Source organism: Rickettsiales bacterium (assembly GCA_029252805.1).
Taxonomy (GTDB): domain Bacteria; phylum Pseudomonadota; class Alphaproteobacteria; order Rickettsiales; family JALZUV01; genus JALZUV01.
This window is the reverse complement of sequence record JAQXAR010000003.1, coordinates 30903-46007: the sequence shown is the minus strand read 5'-3', so window position 1 is coordinate 46007 and position 15105 is coordinate 30903. Positions and strand designations below refer to the sequence as shown.

Below are 15105 nucleotides of genomic sequence, written 5' to 3'. Positions count from 1 at the left end.
ATTTCCTAACCGACCTTCTTGAATAATGTTTCTTGTGAGATCGGCGCATCGAGGGTTTTATGAACTTTCGGGGGTAGCTGCCTCGCGGCAATTTGCTCAATCAAGCGAATCTGTTTCGGCAGCAATTTCTTAATATCATAATGATCCAAGATAGTCTGGCGTGCAGCTTTGCGCATCGGGGCATATTTCTCTGGATTATTCAAGACATCGACTGCCTTTTCAGCAATCTCTTTCGGGGAGAAGAAATCTGCCAGCATCCCATTTTCACCCTCTTTAATCACCTCTTGCACCGGCGCAGTGGAAGAACCGATAACCAAACATTCAGCCGCCATCGCCTCCAACATCGACCATGAAAGCACAAATGGTACCGTCAAATAAACATGCGCAGCGGATATTTGTAGAACCTTCAAGAAACCCTCGTATGGAATTGCACCGGTAAAGAATAGGCGCGACATATCCGGCTTCACTTCATCTAATAATATATGGCGATAACGCTTTCCATCTGGAGCCGCGCGGCCATAGGATATTTCATCTGCGCCCACGGCGACAACCATTGCCGTTGGGTGCATTTCTTGGATATGTTTCACCGCACGTAAGAATTGATGTGAACCACGATAATGCTCAAAATTACGTGTCACATAGGTGATGATAGGGTCACCCTTTTTCAGCGTAACTCCCTCTTTCAGGGTAATACTGACGGAGTCATCCGGTTTTACCTTATCGGTATCAATGCCCTCATGAATCACGCTAATCTTATTTTGATAGGCTTCTGGATGCAGCGATTTTTGCCAATGGGTCGGTGAGATACCCCAATCGCTCATTTCTAAATTATGCAAATTAGTCGTGTTTTTAATTCGTACGCGGGCACCATCATCCAAACCACTCGGTGTTTCAGGATCAAAGTTCACATCCGCGCCGTGGAAACGGTAAAAGAACTCAAAATAGGAGAGAATCGGTACTTCCGGATAAATATCTTTTAAAAATAACCCGTCACCCCACCCCGGGTGCGTACAGATAATATCTGGCGTAAAACCTTCTGTTTCTTTCAGCTGACGGCAGATTCGCCAAACTTCTTGTCCTTGCAAGACCGCCTTCTCAGCCCCGATCAAATAGCGGTGCGTTACAGGGCTGGCGTCCCGCGGAACTTCATAAATGACGTTTATAACCCCTTCTGGCACTGGGTTTTGGTGCTTTTTGCTAATGTACAATACTTGGTGTTCAGCACTCGCCGCAAAATGTTTGATGAGATGTTTATACTGGGCCGGAAAGCTGGGGTGAATAAAGAGTATTTTCATTCCCCTTAGCTAGCATAGATCACCAAAAGCGCAAGATCTGCTATTTATTCTCTCCTAATAGTTAATATTTAGTTAACTTCTTCATACTTTTATGCTAGGTTGCTGGAAATTAATATATAAAGGGTTCAGTTTTAATGACATCACTCGTAATGAACACTCTGCAAATCACACGCTTTCCACTCATCTATATTTTGATGTTATTGGTGCTCGTGGCGTTTCTTGCTGGAAGCATTACGGTCGGTGCTGATTTCACACATAAATCACATACAAAAGCCCTTGCCAGCGATGTGGCACACTACGAATCCTTGCTGAATCACTTTCAAACCACTTACAACGCCCTGCCGGGTGATATGAGCAATGCCTCAAGTTATTGGGCGAACTGCCGCCACGACATGACCGCTTGTAATGGAAATGGAGATGGCGTCATCAGCAACTCAGCCAGCGACAGCACCCCTGAAGCAGCGCAAGTGTGGCAACATTTATCCCTCTCAGGCATGGTCTCAGAGAATTATTCTGGCGACTTAATCAGCGGTTACTACGTACCAGGTGAGAATATCCCCGCTGCCCCTTATAAAGATTCAGGCTACCTGATTAGTCACGATATCGCCTACCATCACGCATCATGGGATAATGCGCACCACCTCAAAGTTGGAGCGATGAGCGGCTGGCAATTTGAGAATGCCGCCGTTACCCTTTCCGATGCCATGGCCATTGACCATAAAATGGATGATGGTATCGCCTCTACCGGTACGGTCCTGTCACACAGCACGCCTGAAGAAGGGTGTTTAGAAAATTACCACCGCGAGACGCTCGTTGGCAAACAGGTCGCACATTATGCGACCCACTTATCTAAAGATGCGAAATGTAGCGTCTATTTCCGAATGAATTAATATCACCTCTCTACCAACCGCAACCTATCTGGCCCATCATAGACAAAATCTGAGGCAATAATATGTGCCTCACGATCACTCAATAATGCCCAGCTGAGCGGCAGAATTTCAAAGTGGGGCAGCAGCGCTACTTTACTTTATCACCCATGCAGCAAACACAAAAAAGGGGCCGAGAATAACTCCCCTGCCCCTTTTATATCTTAAACCAAATAGGCTTTAGCTAGCTATTTTCTTATCGGCTAGTTCAGCGCGGAGTTTCTCGGCTGATTTCACCATATTCTGCAAAGCAGGCTTCACTTCAGCCCAGCCACGCGTTTTTAAACCGCAATCCGGGTTTACCCAAACCTGACTTGGCGCGAGCACTTCGAGTGCTTTGCGAAGCAATAACTCCATCTCCATCACACTTGGTACACGCGGGCTATGAATGTCATAAACCCCAGGGCCGATCTGGTTCGGATAATTGTAATCAACAAATGCATCCAATAGCTCCATCTGGCTACGTGACGTTTCAATCGAAATCACATCCGCATCCATCGCAGCAATGGCTTCAATAATATCGTTGAATTCCGAATAACACATATGCGTATGAATCTGCGTTTCGTCTTTCACGCCGGTCGTTGACAGACGGAATGACTCGCCGGCCCAATCCAAATATTCTTTCCAATCGCTACGGCGAAGTGGCAGACCTTCACGGAATGCGGCTTCATCGATTTGAATAGCTTGAATACCGGCGGCTTCCAAATCCTGCACTTCATCACAAATCGCAAGTGCGATTTGACGGCAAGTTTCAGAACGCGGTTGATCGTTACGCACAAAACTCCATTGAAGGATCGTAACGGGACCCGTCAACATGCCCTTCATAATTTTCGACGTCAGGCTCTGCGCATATTCCGCCCAGAAAACCGTCATCGCCGTTGGACGCGACACATCACCGAAAATGATCGGTGGTTTCACACAACGTGAACCGTAAGATTGAACCCAACCAAATTTCGTGAAGGCAAAACCTTTCAGCTGCTCGCCGAAATACTCAACCATGTCGTTACGTTCAAACTCACCATGCACCAGCATGTCGAGGCCAGTTTCTTCCTGACCACGGATGCAACGTTCCGTCTCTTCTTTCAAGAAAGCATCATAGGCTTGCGCATCAATGTTACCTTTCTTAAAGGCCGCACGTTTTGCACGCACTTCTTGCGTTTGTGGGAATGAACCAATCGTCGTGGTTGGCAACATCGGTAAACCAAGGGCTTGCTCTTGCTTGCCAATACGATCGGAAAAAGCAGAATCACGTTTCGCCATTTCAGGCGTCACTTGCTTCATGCGCTCATGTACAGCCGTATCGTTCGTTTTAGGCGAAGTAGCGCGTTGCCGTAGAAGCGCGGCATTGGCTTCCATCTCGCTACGAATCGCTGAACGACCTTTGCTCACGCCCGTCGCCGCAACGGCGACTTCTGCAAGCTTTTGCTTGGCGAAACTGAGCCAGCCCCTTAGCTCAGCATCCAATTCTTTCTCTTGATCCAGATCGACTGGCGTATGCAGGAGTGAGCAGCTTGGCGCCACTTGAATCCATTCCGTACCAATCGCATCAGCGGCTTTCTCAATCACCTTCACGGCTTGGGTCAAATCGCCACGCCAGATGTTACGGCCATCAATTACACCGAGTGAAAGTGCCTTCTTACCCGGCCATGCGGCAAGCACAGCGTCTAGCTGTTTCGGCGCGCGGATCAAATCAATATGCAAACCGGCTGCATTGAGGTTCACCGCTGTTTCAAGATTATCGCCCAATGTATCAAAATACGTTGTGACCATCAGATGCAATTTACCTGATACTGCATTGAGCTTATCGAAAGCAGTAGTGTAAGCTTCCTTCGCACCCGCTGGCAAATCCATCACCAACATTGGCTCATCGACTTGAATCCAATCCGCACCAGCGGCAGCTAATTCAGCCAATAGTTCTTCATAAACAGGGAGCAATTTCGGCAATAGGCCAAGTGCATTTTCCGCACCCTTCATCTTACCCAACAATAGGAATGTCACCGGGCCGATAATCACCGGACGCGTGTGAATGCCTTGCTCTTTTGCTTCTTTAAATTGCTCTACCGCTTTGCGAGAAAGATATTTGAAGTCTGTCTCAGCGGAAAATTCTGGAACAATATAGTGGTAGTTCGTATCGAACCATTTGGTCATTTCCATCGCTGGAACATCCAAACCACCTTGTTGCGCACCACGTGCCATCGCGAAATAGGTGGTTAAATCCACTTGCTCGCCCTCAAAATTATAACGTTCTGGAATCGCGCCCGTCGTGCAGATCATATCCAAGACTTGGTCGTAGAATGAGAAATCATTCGACGGGATATGGTCGATGCCTTGACGGTGTTGCAAGGTCCAATGTTCGCGGCGTAAGTCAGCGGCCACTTGCATGAGCATGTCTGCGGTCATGGAGCCTTTCCAATAGCTCTCAACTGCTTTTTTTAACTCACGTTGCGCGCCAATGCGCGGAAATCCTAAATTAGCCGCTATGACCATGTTCTTACTCCTTGGTTTATCTATTAATTCACCCTTTCAAAAAGAGCGAGCAAGCAACATGACGCAGAATTTCCTTAGGTTCAAGCGGAAGATAGCCCGAATTCCACATTTTTCACCTAATATGCATGTTGATTCCTATTATACCACCAAGAATAACTGTAAATTTAGGCAAAAGAAAAGGCTCAACCCGTAATAAAAAATTACGTATTGAGCCTTTTGAGGGCACGAAGCTGCTGGTGTTATTAGCAGCGCGGCACATCCTTGACCTGTCGTTCCACCAACTTTTTCTCATCATCATTCTGACAATAAGATTTAGCTGCTGAAAGATAGGTCTTCATCACGAGCGCCGGGACACAGTTACCTGCAGCCTTTTCCTCTAAAAGATGTTTTCGGGTTGCTTGTAAGCCTCTGACCACTTCAATCTCCGCACAGGCTTTCCAACTAAGAAATCCATCAGCTTCACATGCTTCGTGAAGTCTTTCGGAAGCGGAAACGAGTGGATCAGCTTTGAAAGAATCGCAGCTGCTAAAATAGAGAGTTGTTACTATCGCGAAGATAGTTAATAAAAGGAATCGTTTCATGTCGTTTATGTTTTTGACATTAGGAAAAACGTTCCCTTGTAGAGTTTTAGAAAAACTCAGACTGAGATTTGATATTAATAAATCAAATATAGTGGTCTTTAAAAATCAAAGACACAAGGGAACAGGAGTATTATACGCGCGCTTCATGACAACTTAATGACGCCGGGGTGGCATTAGTCATTTGACCTTTGACCTTACCATTGCCTATGTCACACTGGGTGCATGATGAAACTCGCCTGCATTCAAATCACCAGTACGGATTCGATCCAAGATAATATCATGATGATCGCACCCATGGTGAGACAAGCTGCAGCCGAGGGCGCGACGTTGATTGCCTTGCCTGAAAATGCTTTCCTTATGGCCTCAGGGCGAAAATTCCATGAACAAGTCACCTTAGAGAACGAACATCCGGGCATTGCCGCCGCGCAATTTTGGGCAATAGAACTGAATGTTTGGATTATCATCGGCAGCGTCACGGTGAAAGATACAGTCGATGCACGCAAATACGCCAATCGACAACTTATTATTTCCCCTAACGCAGACATCACCGCGCGCTATGATAAAATTCACCTGTTCGATATTTCTATCCCCCAAGGCGAATCGCATCAGGAATCGGCGCGGTTTGAATATGGCGAGCAGGCCATCCTGACCAAAGCGGCAAATGCGGCGCTCGGATTATCCATCTGCTATGATGTGCGCTTCCCTTACCTTTACCGTGCGCTCGCCAAAGCCGGTGCCGAGATTCTGACTATCCCCGCCGCCTTTACCCAATTTACCGGTGAAAAAGGCGGCTGGCATGTCCTGTGCCGCGCCCGCGCGATGGAAACCGGGTGTTTTGTAATCGCCCCCGCTCAATGCGGCGAACATTGGGCTAGCCGTAAAACCTATGGCCACTCGCTTATCATCAACCCTTGGGGCGAAATCCTCGCCGAAGGGTCCGGCCAACCAGGTATTATCTACGCCGAGATTGACCTTGCCGAAGTCCCCCAAACTCGCCAACTTATGCCCAGCTTAAACCATGATAGAAAGTTCACCTTATGACCCAATGGATCGATAGCCACGCACATATTTTCACAAAAGAAACCGCGGGCAAAAAGCCCGTGCTCATTAAGGGTCGTTTTAACTCGGTGGAAACTTATACCAAGGGCTTACAAGCGAACCGACCTGCAGGCACCGTGATTGTCGATTTCAGCATGGCTTAAACCTCCGATCATGTGATGGAGTCGCTCGCCCCCCTAGCCGCCGCCGGGATCCCCGCCAAAGGTATCATTCGTGGTAATATCGAAGATGCCCGCAGCTTTGATTGGATTAAACAACCAAATGTCGCCGGGATCCGCCTTTACGGGATAACCGGAATTCCCAATTTCGCGGCAGATAAAGCAAAATGGGACCGATTATTCACGCTCATACGTCACTCTAAAAAACATATTTGTGTGTTTGGCACTCCGGCGCTGGCTCGCGCACTGGTGGCGCAGCTACCGAACGACCTTACACTCTTGATCGACCATCTGGGTATGCCCAATGCGCATGAGGGCGAAAACCAGAATGATTATGCGCTACTACTTGCTGATCTTTCTTCGCGTTTTAAGGGCGGCCAACCGATTTACTTTAAAGGCCCCGGCTATCGCACCAGTTTCGAACCGAGAAAGACCGCACCCTTCTTGGTGAAAATCATTAAGATGTTTGGCGATAGCCAACTGATCCTCGGCGCATCGGATGCTCCTTTTGCTGGCCCGGTGGTTGAAAAAGGCAGTCAGTTTTCTGGCCAAAAGAACCTGGAAGTGATCGGCTATGAAATGATCGTTAATTACCTCAATCGTCTGATTGAGCTAACGGCGAGTAAAAGCAATAAATCTTTCGAAATGCTACAGATGCAGCTGCTCTATAGCAATGCGCAGAAGCTTTACCAGTTTGAAGAAGTATCAGCCAAAGCCGCCTAATTTACGGCGCGAGCCACTCGCCTTTTTCTAGCTCACCTTGCTGAAAATGCAATTTACAGCGCTCGCCGCCAAGGGCGTTTAACTGCAACACATCAATATAATTAATCCGGCATTCTACCGCCGTGAAATGCAAAAACCCCGGCTCAGCCTCGGCATGAGTTGGCACTTTATGAGTGACGGCTGCCGGCAAGGTCGAATCACGTGACTCTACTCTCTCGGATGGGCCCGTACCGGCCATGTAACACCGACGGCTGCTATCTTTCGAGGCGTCCCAACGCATACGCGCACGGTTATCGGCGTGATGCAAAATAGCTTTGCCACGGCAGCGCAATTGACGGCGCTGTTTGGGATCATACACCATCAACTCCACATCGCCGTCGCTGATCTCTAACCCTAAAACTTTCGGGCTGCGCGCATCACTATGAAACCATAGCGCAGGCTTATCTTGTTCGAACTCGCGTAACACCACCGTGCGTGCCTCCGGAAAACCATCTGGCGAAATTGTGGCTAAATTCATTAAATGCCACGGATGGCCGCGACCTTGCGCTGCCAAAGAAATTTGCTCTGAAACCGCGCGCCAAATAGCCGGAAAGCCAGCTTCAAGAATGCTCATGAGATAATGCTATCTCGCTAGCTTTTCGGCTGCAATTGCTCGATTAAATGATCAAAGCCTTTACGCTGAATAACCGATGAGAATTCTGAACGTTGCGTGTTCAACAGACTCACACCTTCCACCACAATATCAATAATTGCGTATTTACCGCTCTTTTGACGCATACGGTAATCGACTTTTACTGCCGCGCCACCCGTCGGGCGCTTAATATTCATGCTCACCATATATTGATTTTTCTTCAATACCTTACTACGAGTCACTTCAAATTCAGTGCCTTCAGCATATTCCGTAAAATTGGATGTATAATGCTTTACAAGAAATGCTTTGTAATTCGCCAAATAACTCTTTTGTTGCGTCGCGTCCATATTGCGCCAATGCTTACCAACCACGAATCGACCGATCCAATCGGTATTTACCGCCGCCTTAAAGAGGTCTTCTAATGACTGCAATTTCGCTGAATCCGACGTGCCAGAAGCCAACACCTCCACCGCTTGGTTCGCAGTATCTAATGCAAATTTACGAGCACCCTCTTCATTTGCTTGCGCAGTGAACGCAAAAGCGATCATCAAAAAAAGTGACAAAACCACCTGTTTCATAAGTCTGTATCCTATTTAAAAGCTAAAGCTGCGCTAGTTTAGCGGATTTTATCCGCATCTGCAAAGTTATTAACCAACCCATCACGACGCTGCAAGTAGAGACTACGGAAAGTCGCATATGGATCCAACGAGGACCCATTCACCTGATCAATAAATTTATCCAAACGTGCACGTGTATCAATTGCGCGAGTCACTGCCAGACCATAATCTTCAGGCCAGTTCGCAACATTATAGGTTAGCGGGTTCAACAACACATCAATCACCATACCCGGCGCATCACGCAAAGAGGAGGGGCCAATGAGCGGCAGCACGAGATAAGCGCCATGCCCGACACCCCATACTCCGAGTGTTTGGCCAAAATCTTCATGGTTGCGCTCTGGCATACCCAGATCAGTCGCAATATCAAAAACGCCAGCCACCCCTAAAGTGCTATTAAATACAAAACGCCAAAAGGTCACAAATACATTTTGCGGATCGCCTTGAAGCAGCGAGTTCACAAAAACCACCGGTGCTTCAATATTTTCGAGGAAGTTATGAACCCCTGTGCGAGCAAATTCAGGTAACACCGTATTATAAACACTGGCTAGGGGGTCGAATAGAACGCTATCAACCACATAATTGAACTCATGCACGCCGCGATTTAATCCTTCAAAGGGATCCGAATCACCTGCACGCGCCTCTTTTGAGAAGTTTAAATAATCATCTGCTTCAAACTCATCAGCATCTGCCATTGCGGCAACCGGCAAAAATACCGCGAGCACGCAAATCATCAAAAAATGTTTCATTTTATCCATACACCTTGCCATCTACCATAAACAGGCTTTATATCAAGTAACTTATTGATAACCGTTCTACCGTATAACTCTTAACAAAGCCTTACTCATCATCATGAAACTCGCTCATACCAACGACCCCATCGGATTAAAACATGCCGTTGTGGCAAATAAGCCACGCATTTCTTTTGAGTTCTTTCCGCCGAAAAGCGAAAAGATGGAGCGCCAGCTTTGGAAGAATATCAAACGATTGGCACCTTTGAGCCCCGAATTTGTATCCGTGACCTATGGCGCCGGCGGCACGACCCGCGCGCGCACCCACGATACGGTACGTCGCCTAGCCAAAGAAACCAAACTCACTCCCGCCGCACATCTCACCTGTGTTGATGCGAGTAAGGATGAAGTGGACGAAGTCGCACGTGATTATTGGGAGGCAGGAGTCAAACACATCGTAGCACTTCGCGGTGATGCCCCGGATAGCTCGGTTCCCTACTCACCCCATCCGCAAGGCTATGCCTATGCGGCCGATCTTGTGGCCGGTCTCAAGAAAATTGGCGATTTTGATATTAGCGTCGCCGCGTATCCGGAAGTTCACCCTGAGGCACGCTCAGCCCAAGAGGATCTGGATAATTTAAAACGCAAAGCTGATGCCGGCGCCGATCGCATTATCACCCAATTCTTTTTTGATCCGGATTCCTTCTTACGTTTCCGCGACCAGGCGGTGGATGCGGGTATTACGATTCCTATTATTCCGGGGATTATTCCGATTGGGAATTTCTGGACGGTAAAAAAATTCGGCACCATGTGCGGTACGGATATTCCTCAGTGGCTCGATAAAATGTTTGAGGGCCTGCAAGAAGATGAACGCACGCATGAGATGGTCGCCGCTTCTATCGCCGCCGAAATTTGCCAACGTCTACGCGCAGCTGGAGTCGAAGATTTCCATTTCTACACGCTAAACCGCGCAGGCCTTACCTATGCACTCTGCCGGATGCTGGGGATTACGGAAAATAGCTGATTTACACGCTAGTTTCTTTGTCACCCTGCCAGTGGGAATCCCTGTAAGCTTTAAGGTTGGACTCCATGGAGCGCATATTATCATGGGTTTTTAATCCAATCTCTTCACGGGTCAGCCCGTGCGATTTTAATTCACTATCGATGATCTCAAAAGACGGTAAAAAGACCGTCCCATCTTGCGAATAAATTCCATCTTTATAGGCTTCTTGGTCTAAAATATAAATGGGCTTGGGTTTTAAACCTGCATCCAATCGATCTTTATTTTGTTCAATCGCCAGTAACGCACTTTCGACCAATTCTTGATCCGTTCCCTGACCACCCGCCAAAAAAACATGCGCGGCAGATCGAAGCATCTCATGCATACGTCGTTGCATATTTCCGGCATTATGTCCTTGCATCCCTAACGGCCATTTACCCGAACCTTCCGAGATCAATAGCGGTGGCATTGAGTAGCCCACCATATTGCCTGACTCCTTCAGCGAACCCAATATTTCCTCAACCTGACTGCCTTCGCGTGGACGTAATATCCTAGACAACACCTCCAGTGCTTCATGCAATAAAAACTCCACATTTGGTACTTTAAAGACAGCCTTCATAATCGCTTTTTGATGTGACTCTGCATTCTCACCACTCAACCGACGATCGGTCGTATTTTGTACGGTAAGTTTTTTGATGATCTTCTTCATCGCTTCCAGTTGCTTTGTACTTAAATCAGATGCGTCTGATCTCTTTTTTAGGTGACGCGTTAAATAGGCTTCGACGTAGCCGGAATGCACCGCACCCATCGGCCCTTCTTTTTGACCGGCACCCGTTACCAGCACCCAGTCTTGATCGTGAATAAATCGCCCCATTTGATTGGCCGGCGCTTTAAATCCCGGATATTCATTCGCCGCACCGCCTGCGACAAAGACCGTGAACTTTTCTTCTACTTCAAGCGCCGGAATTTGCTCTGGCGGTATATGTTTCTTTGGTTGAATCCGCTCCACCCCTGTCAGGCGGTGGCGTTTACGCGAACGCTCTTTGTCCAACAGCTTTTTGACATTCTCAAATAACTGTTGCGCGCCCGCCTCGTCTTTATAATCACTTGGATCATATTCGAAAACATGGTTCACCTCTGAAATACCATTTTTAAGGCCGGTATATTTCTTATGACGTAATATTTTTAAAGCACCATCAAACGGACCCATATTCTTTTTATTCTTCGGATTTAATATCACCAGTGTTTTTTCTTTAGCAGAGGGCATCACTTGCTTATCAACCGTCGCCCCTAAAATAAGTTGCGCATTTTGCAAATGAGTCGCCGCCTTTGATGGAATTAAAAATACAATATCTGCATGTCCCAATAGGCGTGCATTTGGATTCGATAATAATTGCGTCTGGGTCAGTCTCTGGAGCGTATCGAATCCCTCTTTCTTTAATTTCTTTTCAAATTCTTCGACTAACGACGGTTTCTTTTTCCCACTATATAAGACCAGAACTTCAGGGGGTTGTTCGTTCTGCACACGTTGCGTATATTTCCATTGACCTTCTTCATCACGCCCAACCATTGGAATATTATATTTCTCTTGTAACGATCTAATCGCATGCAAACGATAATACGGCGCGACAGTATTCCCCTCACTTTCGAGGAGGTTATATTTCTCAATTAATTGACGTTGCGTATAATCGGTACGATTCGTTTGTTTATCGGGAATAATAAAATCACTGGTAAATAATCGTCCCAAACGGTGTTTTGGCTTTGGTGAATCAAGGCGATATTGAATTAAACTATCAATCTCATCCTGACTGGCAATACGCCCTTTACTCTCGCCTTCAATAATGTCTTCTGCCGTTAAATAATCTTGTGGCAACTCATGCGGCGCGACTAACATCATCGAACAATGGTTACGGAAGCGAAGCAACGATCGGCTCCCGTAAGAACGGCTATCGAGCTCATATTCTTTTGATACCGTTTCCATCGACTCGTGCATAATATCGTAGAATTCCCTGACTCCACCCGGCAGTACTTCATAAATCGGTTTATAATTAGGACCGGGAAAATTCTTGGCGCCCTTAAGCTTTGTCATCCAAAGATTATTAATTTCGACATTGCTTAAAAACTCTAGGACTTCATCATTCGACATTTCTGGGAAGACTTCCGCCTTGAGTTCCTTATTCGTCAAAAATTCGTCATAGATTCGATCATCAATGCGTTTACGAAACTCCTTGCGAAACGCGGTGCGGATTTTACGATCTTTATTAATCGGATAAATTTCGATACCGGAATCTTCGACCATGCCCACAATCGGTTTTGACATATCAAACTCGACCGTCGCTAAACGATTTTTAATCGCCTCTATATTCGTATGCAGGGAGAGCGAAACTTCCGCCGCTTTTTGTAATAAATTACCATCATAACTGTTGGTCATTTCATCGGTCTTTTGGGGGGAGAGACCAAGATCTTCTAAAAAAATGAAGTTAATGTCGAACCGCTGAAACATAATCTCATATTCCGCTCGCTTATCCGGCGAAGTGGTCGAAAGAATAATGGTTGAGCCTGTTGGTAAATCTTCAAGAATCTGCATATCTATCATGAGTTATTTATAACAGAATAAAGTTAATAAAGCATGACTACTCACCGTCACCACGCATAATATGGACCGCGATTCTTCGGTTGAGCGCGCGATTATCAGAAATAGGCAACCCTTGAGCATCTAAGTTATCGACCTTGGGCTTCACGTCTGCAAATGCAGCCATTTGCATCCGCTCTTTTTCAATCCCTTCGGCGATCATCACACGGGTGACCCCCGCAGCACGTACCGCTGAAAGCTCCCAATTACTGGCAAAACGTGCCCCCATAATAGGCACATCATCCGTATGACCTTCAATTTCCACGCGGTAATCTTCTAGGTTCATCTCTTTAATCGCGAGTACCATTTCACGCAAAATCGGCATCGCCCCTTGCTTTAGCGTAGCTGAACCGGACGTAAAAAGGGCCGTTGAGCCAATATCTAACCGCACACCTTGATCGGTATATTCAGCTGCAACATCCAGTTCCACCGCATTATCTTCAATAATAAGCTGAAAATCATCATAGAGGGATTTGAACGGAAGTTCGATAATATCGGTAACAAAACCGGACGTCATCGCCTCAGTAATTGCTTCAAATTTATCAATCTTTGGCTCTGAGACCGAAAGCAAAATCACAAAGAAACATAAAAGCAACGTGACGCAATCAGCATAGGTACTCAGCCATGCCTCATCTTCGCTATCATCGCGAGGCTTTCTCGATCTACGCCGCGCCATTATCTACCTCGCAACTGCTTATCGAGGTTAAAGTGGATTTCTGGATCCAGATAACTATTGAGACGATCTTGCATATAACGCGGATTTTTCTTCTCCGAGAGCATGATCAGACCTTCAGCCATCATCTCATTACGAAAACGCTGAATCTCTTCTTTTTGCATTAATTTTAAGGCCGCCGGAATAAAGAACATCCGCGCAAGCACCACACCATAAAGCGTCGTTAAAAGCGCTAAAGAGAGACCTTGGCCTAGCTTGGCCATATCGCCATCTAACCCTTGCAGCATCACAACTAGCCCCACCAACGTACCGATCATCCCGAAAGCCGGAGCCGCGGCTGCCATTTGTTTCAGTACCGCCACAGGAACCGTATGACGGTCAAACTCGCTCTCCACCGCCGTTTCCATAATCTCACGCACCTCTTCAGGCTTATAACCGCTGGAAACCATGGTCAGCGCAAAACGCAGTACCGGATCATTTGTATTCACCTTCTTAATTTCATTCTCAAGCGACGGTAATCCGCTCTTTTGCACCAAATAGGCCCATTGAATGAGACGTAAGATTTCCGTATTCAACCCTTCACGCGTCGATTGCGGCGCCTTAAGCATCCACCACAGCGCCTTGAACGCCTGGAACACATAACGTGCTTGAAAACTCATAAAGGCTGCGGCAGTCGTACCACCCACAACCATTAAAATACTGGAAAGGCTAACAAAAGCGATCCAGTTATCGGTACTCATGTAGATTGAGGTAAAAAACAACCCGAACCCAAACAGCACTCCTAATAAAGACGAAAAAGACATGAGACCATTAGAACGCCAAGAAGTTAAAAAAGTATTGAGATCGCGGATCTTTCCTTCATATTCGGTATATGAGTAAAAAACCTATTATCGGCTATACGCTGGATTTCGAGTTCGGTGGCAAAGGAGAATATTCCCTTTATCCTTGGTACGCCATGCGTGAGAACTACTTCGCCTCTACGACACAAGCAGGCGGAATCCCGCTTCCACTACCGCATGAGCTAGATCTAGTCGAAGAGTATCTCAACATGATTGATGGGTTAATTGTGACCGGCGGAGACTTCGATGTCCCGCCCCATTATTACGGACAAGCAGTCGAAAGCGATACGGTCAGCCTCAAAGAGAGGCGCACTGCATTTGAGCTCGCCATGACACGTGGCGCATTGGAGCGTAACCTGCCTGTACTGGGCATTTGCGGCGGTCAGCAGCTTCTCGCGGTCGCACTCGGCGGAACATTAATACAACACATTCCCGATACTATCGAAAATCCGCTACCGCATGAACAGCCGAACCCTCGTAATGAGGCCGGCCATAGCGTGAAGATCGAACATGATACCCTGCTGCACCGCATTGTCGGCAAAGATAAAATTGAGGTAAATAGCGCCCACCATCAAGCCGTTGAAACGGTCGGCGATCGGCTTATCATCAACTCCACCGCACCTGACGGTGTGATTGAAGGCGTAGAATGCAGCGATTATAAATTCTGCCTCGGCGTACAATGGCACCCTGAATTTCATATTACCGGCGCCGACACGAAAATCTTCGCGGCGTTTATTGAGGCGGCAAAGCGCTAAC

At 47.0% G+C, this 15105-nt stretch carries 15 protein-coding genes; 6 read left to right on the top strand and 9 right to left on the bottom strand.

The annotated features are described in order from the left end of the window. Positions 1-5: 5 nt before the first annotated feature. Entirely contained in the window at positions 6-1295 is a 1290-nt protein-coding gene (locus tag P8P30_00450) for a glycosyltransferase family 4 protein (GenBank protein ID MDG1286016.1), read from the bottom strand. Positions 1296-1429: 134 nt separating this feature from the next. Here P8P30_00450 and P8P30_00445 point away from each other — a divergent pair, with 134 nt between their 5' ends. Beyond that, entirely contained in the window at positions 1430-2185 is a 756-nt protein-coding gene (locus P8P30_00445; GenBank protein ID MDG1286015.1) for a hypothetical protein, read from the top strand. Positions 2186-2401: 216 nt separating this feature from the next. On the opposite strand, the gene metE is transcribed toward P8P30_00445, so the two are convergent. Further along, positions 2402-4708, bottom strand: coding sequence for a 5-methyltetrahydropteroyltriglutamate--homocysteine S-methyltransferase (gene metE, locus P8P30_00440; GenBank protein MDG1286014.1), 2307 nt, complete (start codon positions 4706-4708; stop codon positions 2402-2404). Positions 4709-4950: 242 nt separating this feature from the next. After that, positions 4951-5289, bottom strand: a complete 339-nt coding sequence (locus P8P30_00435) for a hypothetical protein (GenBank protein ID MDG1286013.1) — start codon at positions 5287-5289, stop codon at positions 4951-4953. Between the two features lie 222 nt (positions 5290-5511). On the opposite strand from P8P30_00435, the gene P8P30_00430 reads away from it, so the two are divergent. Genes P8P30_00430 through P8P30_00420 form a run of 3 tightly spaced genes read left to right on the top strand, consistent with a single transcriptional unit; the run spans position 5512 to position 7229 of the window. Further along, positions 5512-6330, top strand: coding sequence for a carbon-nitrogen hydrolase family protein (locus P8P30_00430; protein MDG1286012.1), 819 nt, complete (start codon positions 5512-5514; stop codon positions 6328-6330). Continuing rightward, the gene (locus P8P30_00425) at positions 6327-6491 is read left to right on the top strand and encodes a hypothetical protein (protein ID MDG1286011.1); all 165 of its coding nucleotides are present in this window, start codon (positions 6327-6329) and stop codon (positions 6489-6491) included. Before P8P30_00430 ends, P8P30_00425 begins: the two co-directional genes overlap by 4 nt. A gap of 15 nt (positions 6492-6506) precedes the next feature. Beyond that, positions 6507-7229: a hypothetical protein gene (locus P8P30_00420; GenBank protein ID MDG1286010.1), complete on the top strand. Its 723-nt coding sequence runs from the start codon at positions 6507-6509 to the stop codon at positions 7227-7229. A 1-nt stretch (position 7230) separates the two neighbouring features. On the opposite strand, the gene P8P30_00415 is transcribed toward P8P30_00420, so the two are convergent. The 3 genes from P8P30_00415 to P8P30_00405 are packed head-to-tail and all read right to left on the bottom strand — an operon-like array spanning position 7231 to position 9232. Next, entirely contained in the window at positions 7231-7842 is a 612-nt protein-coding gene (locus tag P8P30_00415) for a pyridoxamine 5'-phosphate oxidase family protein (protein MDG1286009.1), read from the bottom strand. A gap of 17 nt (positions 7843-7859) precedes the next feature. Further along, on the bottom strand, positions 7860-8438 hold the full coding sequence (locus tag P8P30_00410; protein MDG1286008.1) for an ABC transporter substrate-binding protein: 579 nt from the start codon (positions 8436-8438) through the stop codon (positions 7860-7862). Positions 8439-8476: 38 nt separating this feature from the next. Then, the gene (locus P8P30_00405; GenBank protein MDG1286007.1) at positions 8477-9232 is read right to left on the bottom strand and encodes a VacJ family lipoprotein; all 756 of its coding nucleotides are present in this window, start codon (positions 9230-9232) and stop codon (positions 8477-8479) included. Between the two features lie 94 nt (positions 9233-9326). Here P8P30_00405 and metF point away from each other — a divergent pair, with 94 nt between their 5' ends. After that, positions 9327-10229, top strand: coding sequence for a methylenetetrahydrofolate reductase (gene metF / locus P8P30_00400; protein ID MDG1286006.1), 903 nt, complete (start codon positions 9327-9329; stop codon positions 10227-10229). 1 nt (position 10230) lies between these two features. Here the strand turns inward: metF and P8P30_00395 are convergent, their stop codons facing one another. From P8P30_00395 to P8P30_00385, 3 genes are read right to left on the bottom strand one after another with little or no spacing between them, the layout of a single operon-like run. Next, positions 10231-12801, bottom strand: coding sequence for a hypothetical protein (locus tag P8P30_00395; GenBank protein MDG1286005.1), 2571 nt, complete (start codon positions 12799-12801; stop codon positions 10231-10233). Positions 12802-12838: 37 nt separating this feature from the next. Continuing rightward, the gene (locus tag P8P30_00390; GenBank protein ID MDG1286004.1) at positions 12839-13513 is read right to left on the bottom strand and encodes an OmpA family protein; all 675 of its coding nucleotides are present in this window, start codon (positions 13511-13513) and stop codon (positions 12839-12841) included. Further along, positions 13513-14313: a MotA/TolQ/ExbB proton channel family protein gene (locus P8P30_00385; protein ID MDG1286003.1), complete on the bottom strand. Its 801-nt coding sequence runs from the start codon at positions 14311-14313 to the stop codon at positions 13513-13515. The genes P8P30_00390 and P8P30_00385 overlap by 1 nt, the downstream gene beginning before the upstream one ends. 68 nt (positions 14314-14381) lie before the next feature. Here P8P30_00385 and P8P30_00380 point away from each other — a divergent pair, with 68 nt between their 5' ends. Beyond that, positions 14382-15104: a gamma-glutamyl-gamma-aminobutyrate hydrolase family protein gene (locus P8P30_00380; protein MDG1286002.1), complete on the top strand. Its 723-nt coding sequence runs from the start codon at positions 14382-14384 to the stop codon at positions 15102-15104. Position 15105 lies beyond the last annotated feature (1 nt).

Excerpts from the sequence above, each read along its gene's own strand:
- P8P30_00450 (MDG1286016.1), bottom strand. The coding sequence starts at position 1,295 with ATGAAAATACTCTTTATTCACCCCAGCTTTCCGGCCCAGTATAAACAT.
- P8P30_00445 (MDG1286015.1), top strand. The coding sequence starts at position 1,430 with ATGACATCACTCGTAATGAACACTCTGCAAATCACACGCTTTCCACTC.
- metE (MDG1286014.1), bottom strand. The coding sequence starts at position 4,708 with ATGGTCATAGCGGCTAATTTAGGATTTCCGCGCATTGGCGCGCAACGT.
- P8P30_00435 (MDG1286013.1), bottom strand. The coding sequence starts at position 5,289 with ATGAAACGATTCCTTTTATTAACTATCTTCGCGATAGTAACAACTCTC.
- P8P30_00430 (MDG1286012.1), top strand. The coding sequence starts at position 5,512 with ATGATGAAACTCGCCTGCATTCAAATCACCAGTACGGATTCGATCCAA.
- P8P30_00425 (MDG1286011.1), top strand. The coding sequence starts at position 6,327 with ATGACCCAATGGATCGATAGCCACGCACATATTTTCACAAAAGAAACC.
- P8P30_00420 (MDG1286010.1), top strand. The coding sequence starts at position 6,507 with ATGGAGTCGCTCGCCCCCCTAGCCGCCGCCGGGATCCCCGCCAAAGGT.
- P8P30_00415 (MDG1286009.1), bottom strand. The coding sequence starts at position 7,842 with ATGAGCATTCTTGAAGCTGGCTTTCCGGCTATTTGGCGCGCGGTTTCA.
- P8P30_00410 (MDG1286008.1), bottom strand. The coding sequence starts at position 8,438 with ATGAAACAGGTGGTTTTGTCACTTTTTTTGATGATCGCTTTTGCGTTC.
- P8P30_00405 (MDG1286007.1), bottom strand. The coding sequence starts at position 9,232 with ATGGATAAAATGAAACATTTTTTGATGATTTGCGTGCTCGCGGTATTT.
- metF (MDG1286006.1), top strand. The coding sequence starts at position 9,327 with ATGAAACTCGCTCATACCAACGACCCCATCGGATTAAAACATGCCGTT.
- P8P30_00395 (MDG1286005.1), bottom strand. The coding sequence starts at position 12,801 with ATGATAGATATGCAGATTCTTGAAGATTTACCAACAGGCTCAACCATT.
- P8P30_00390 (MDG1286004.1), bottom strand. The coding sequence starts at position 13,513 with ATGGCGCGGCGTAGATCGAGAAAGCCTCGCGATGATAGCGAAGATGAG.
- P8P30_00385 (MDG1286003.1), bottom strand. The coding sequence starts at position 14,313 with ATGTCTTTTTCGTCTTTATTAGGAGTGCTGTTTGGGTTCGGGTTGTTT.
- P8P30_00380 (MDG1286002.1), top strand. The coding sequence starts at position 14,382 with ATGAGTAAAAAACCTATTATCGGCTATACGCTGGATTTCGAGTTCGGT.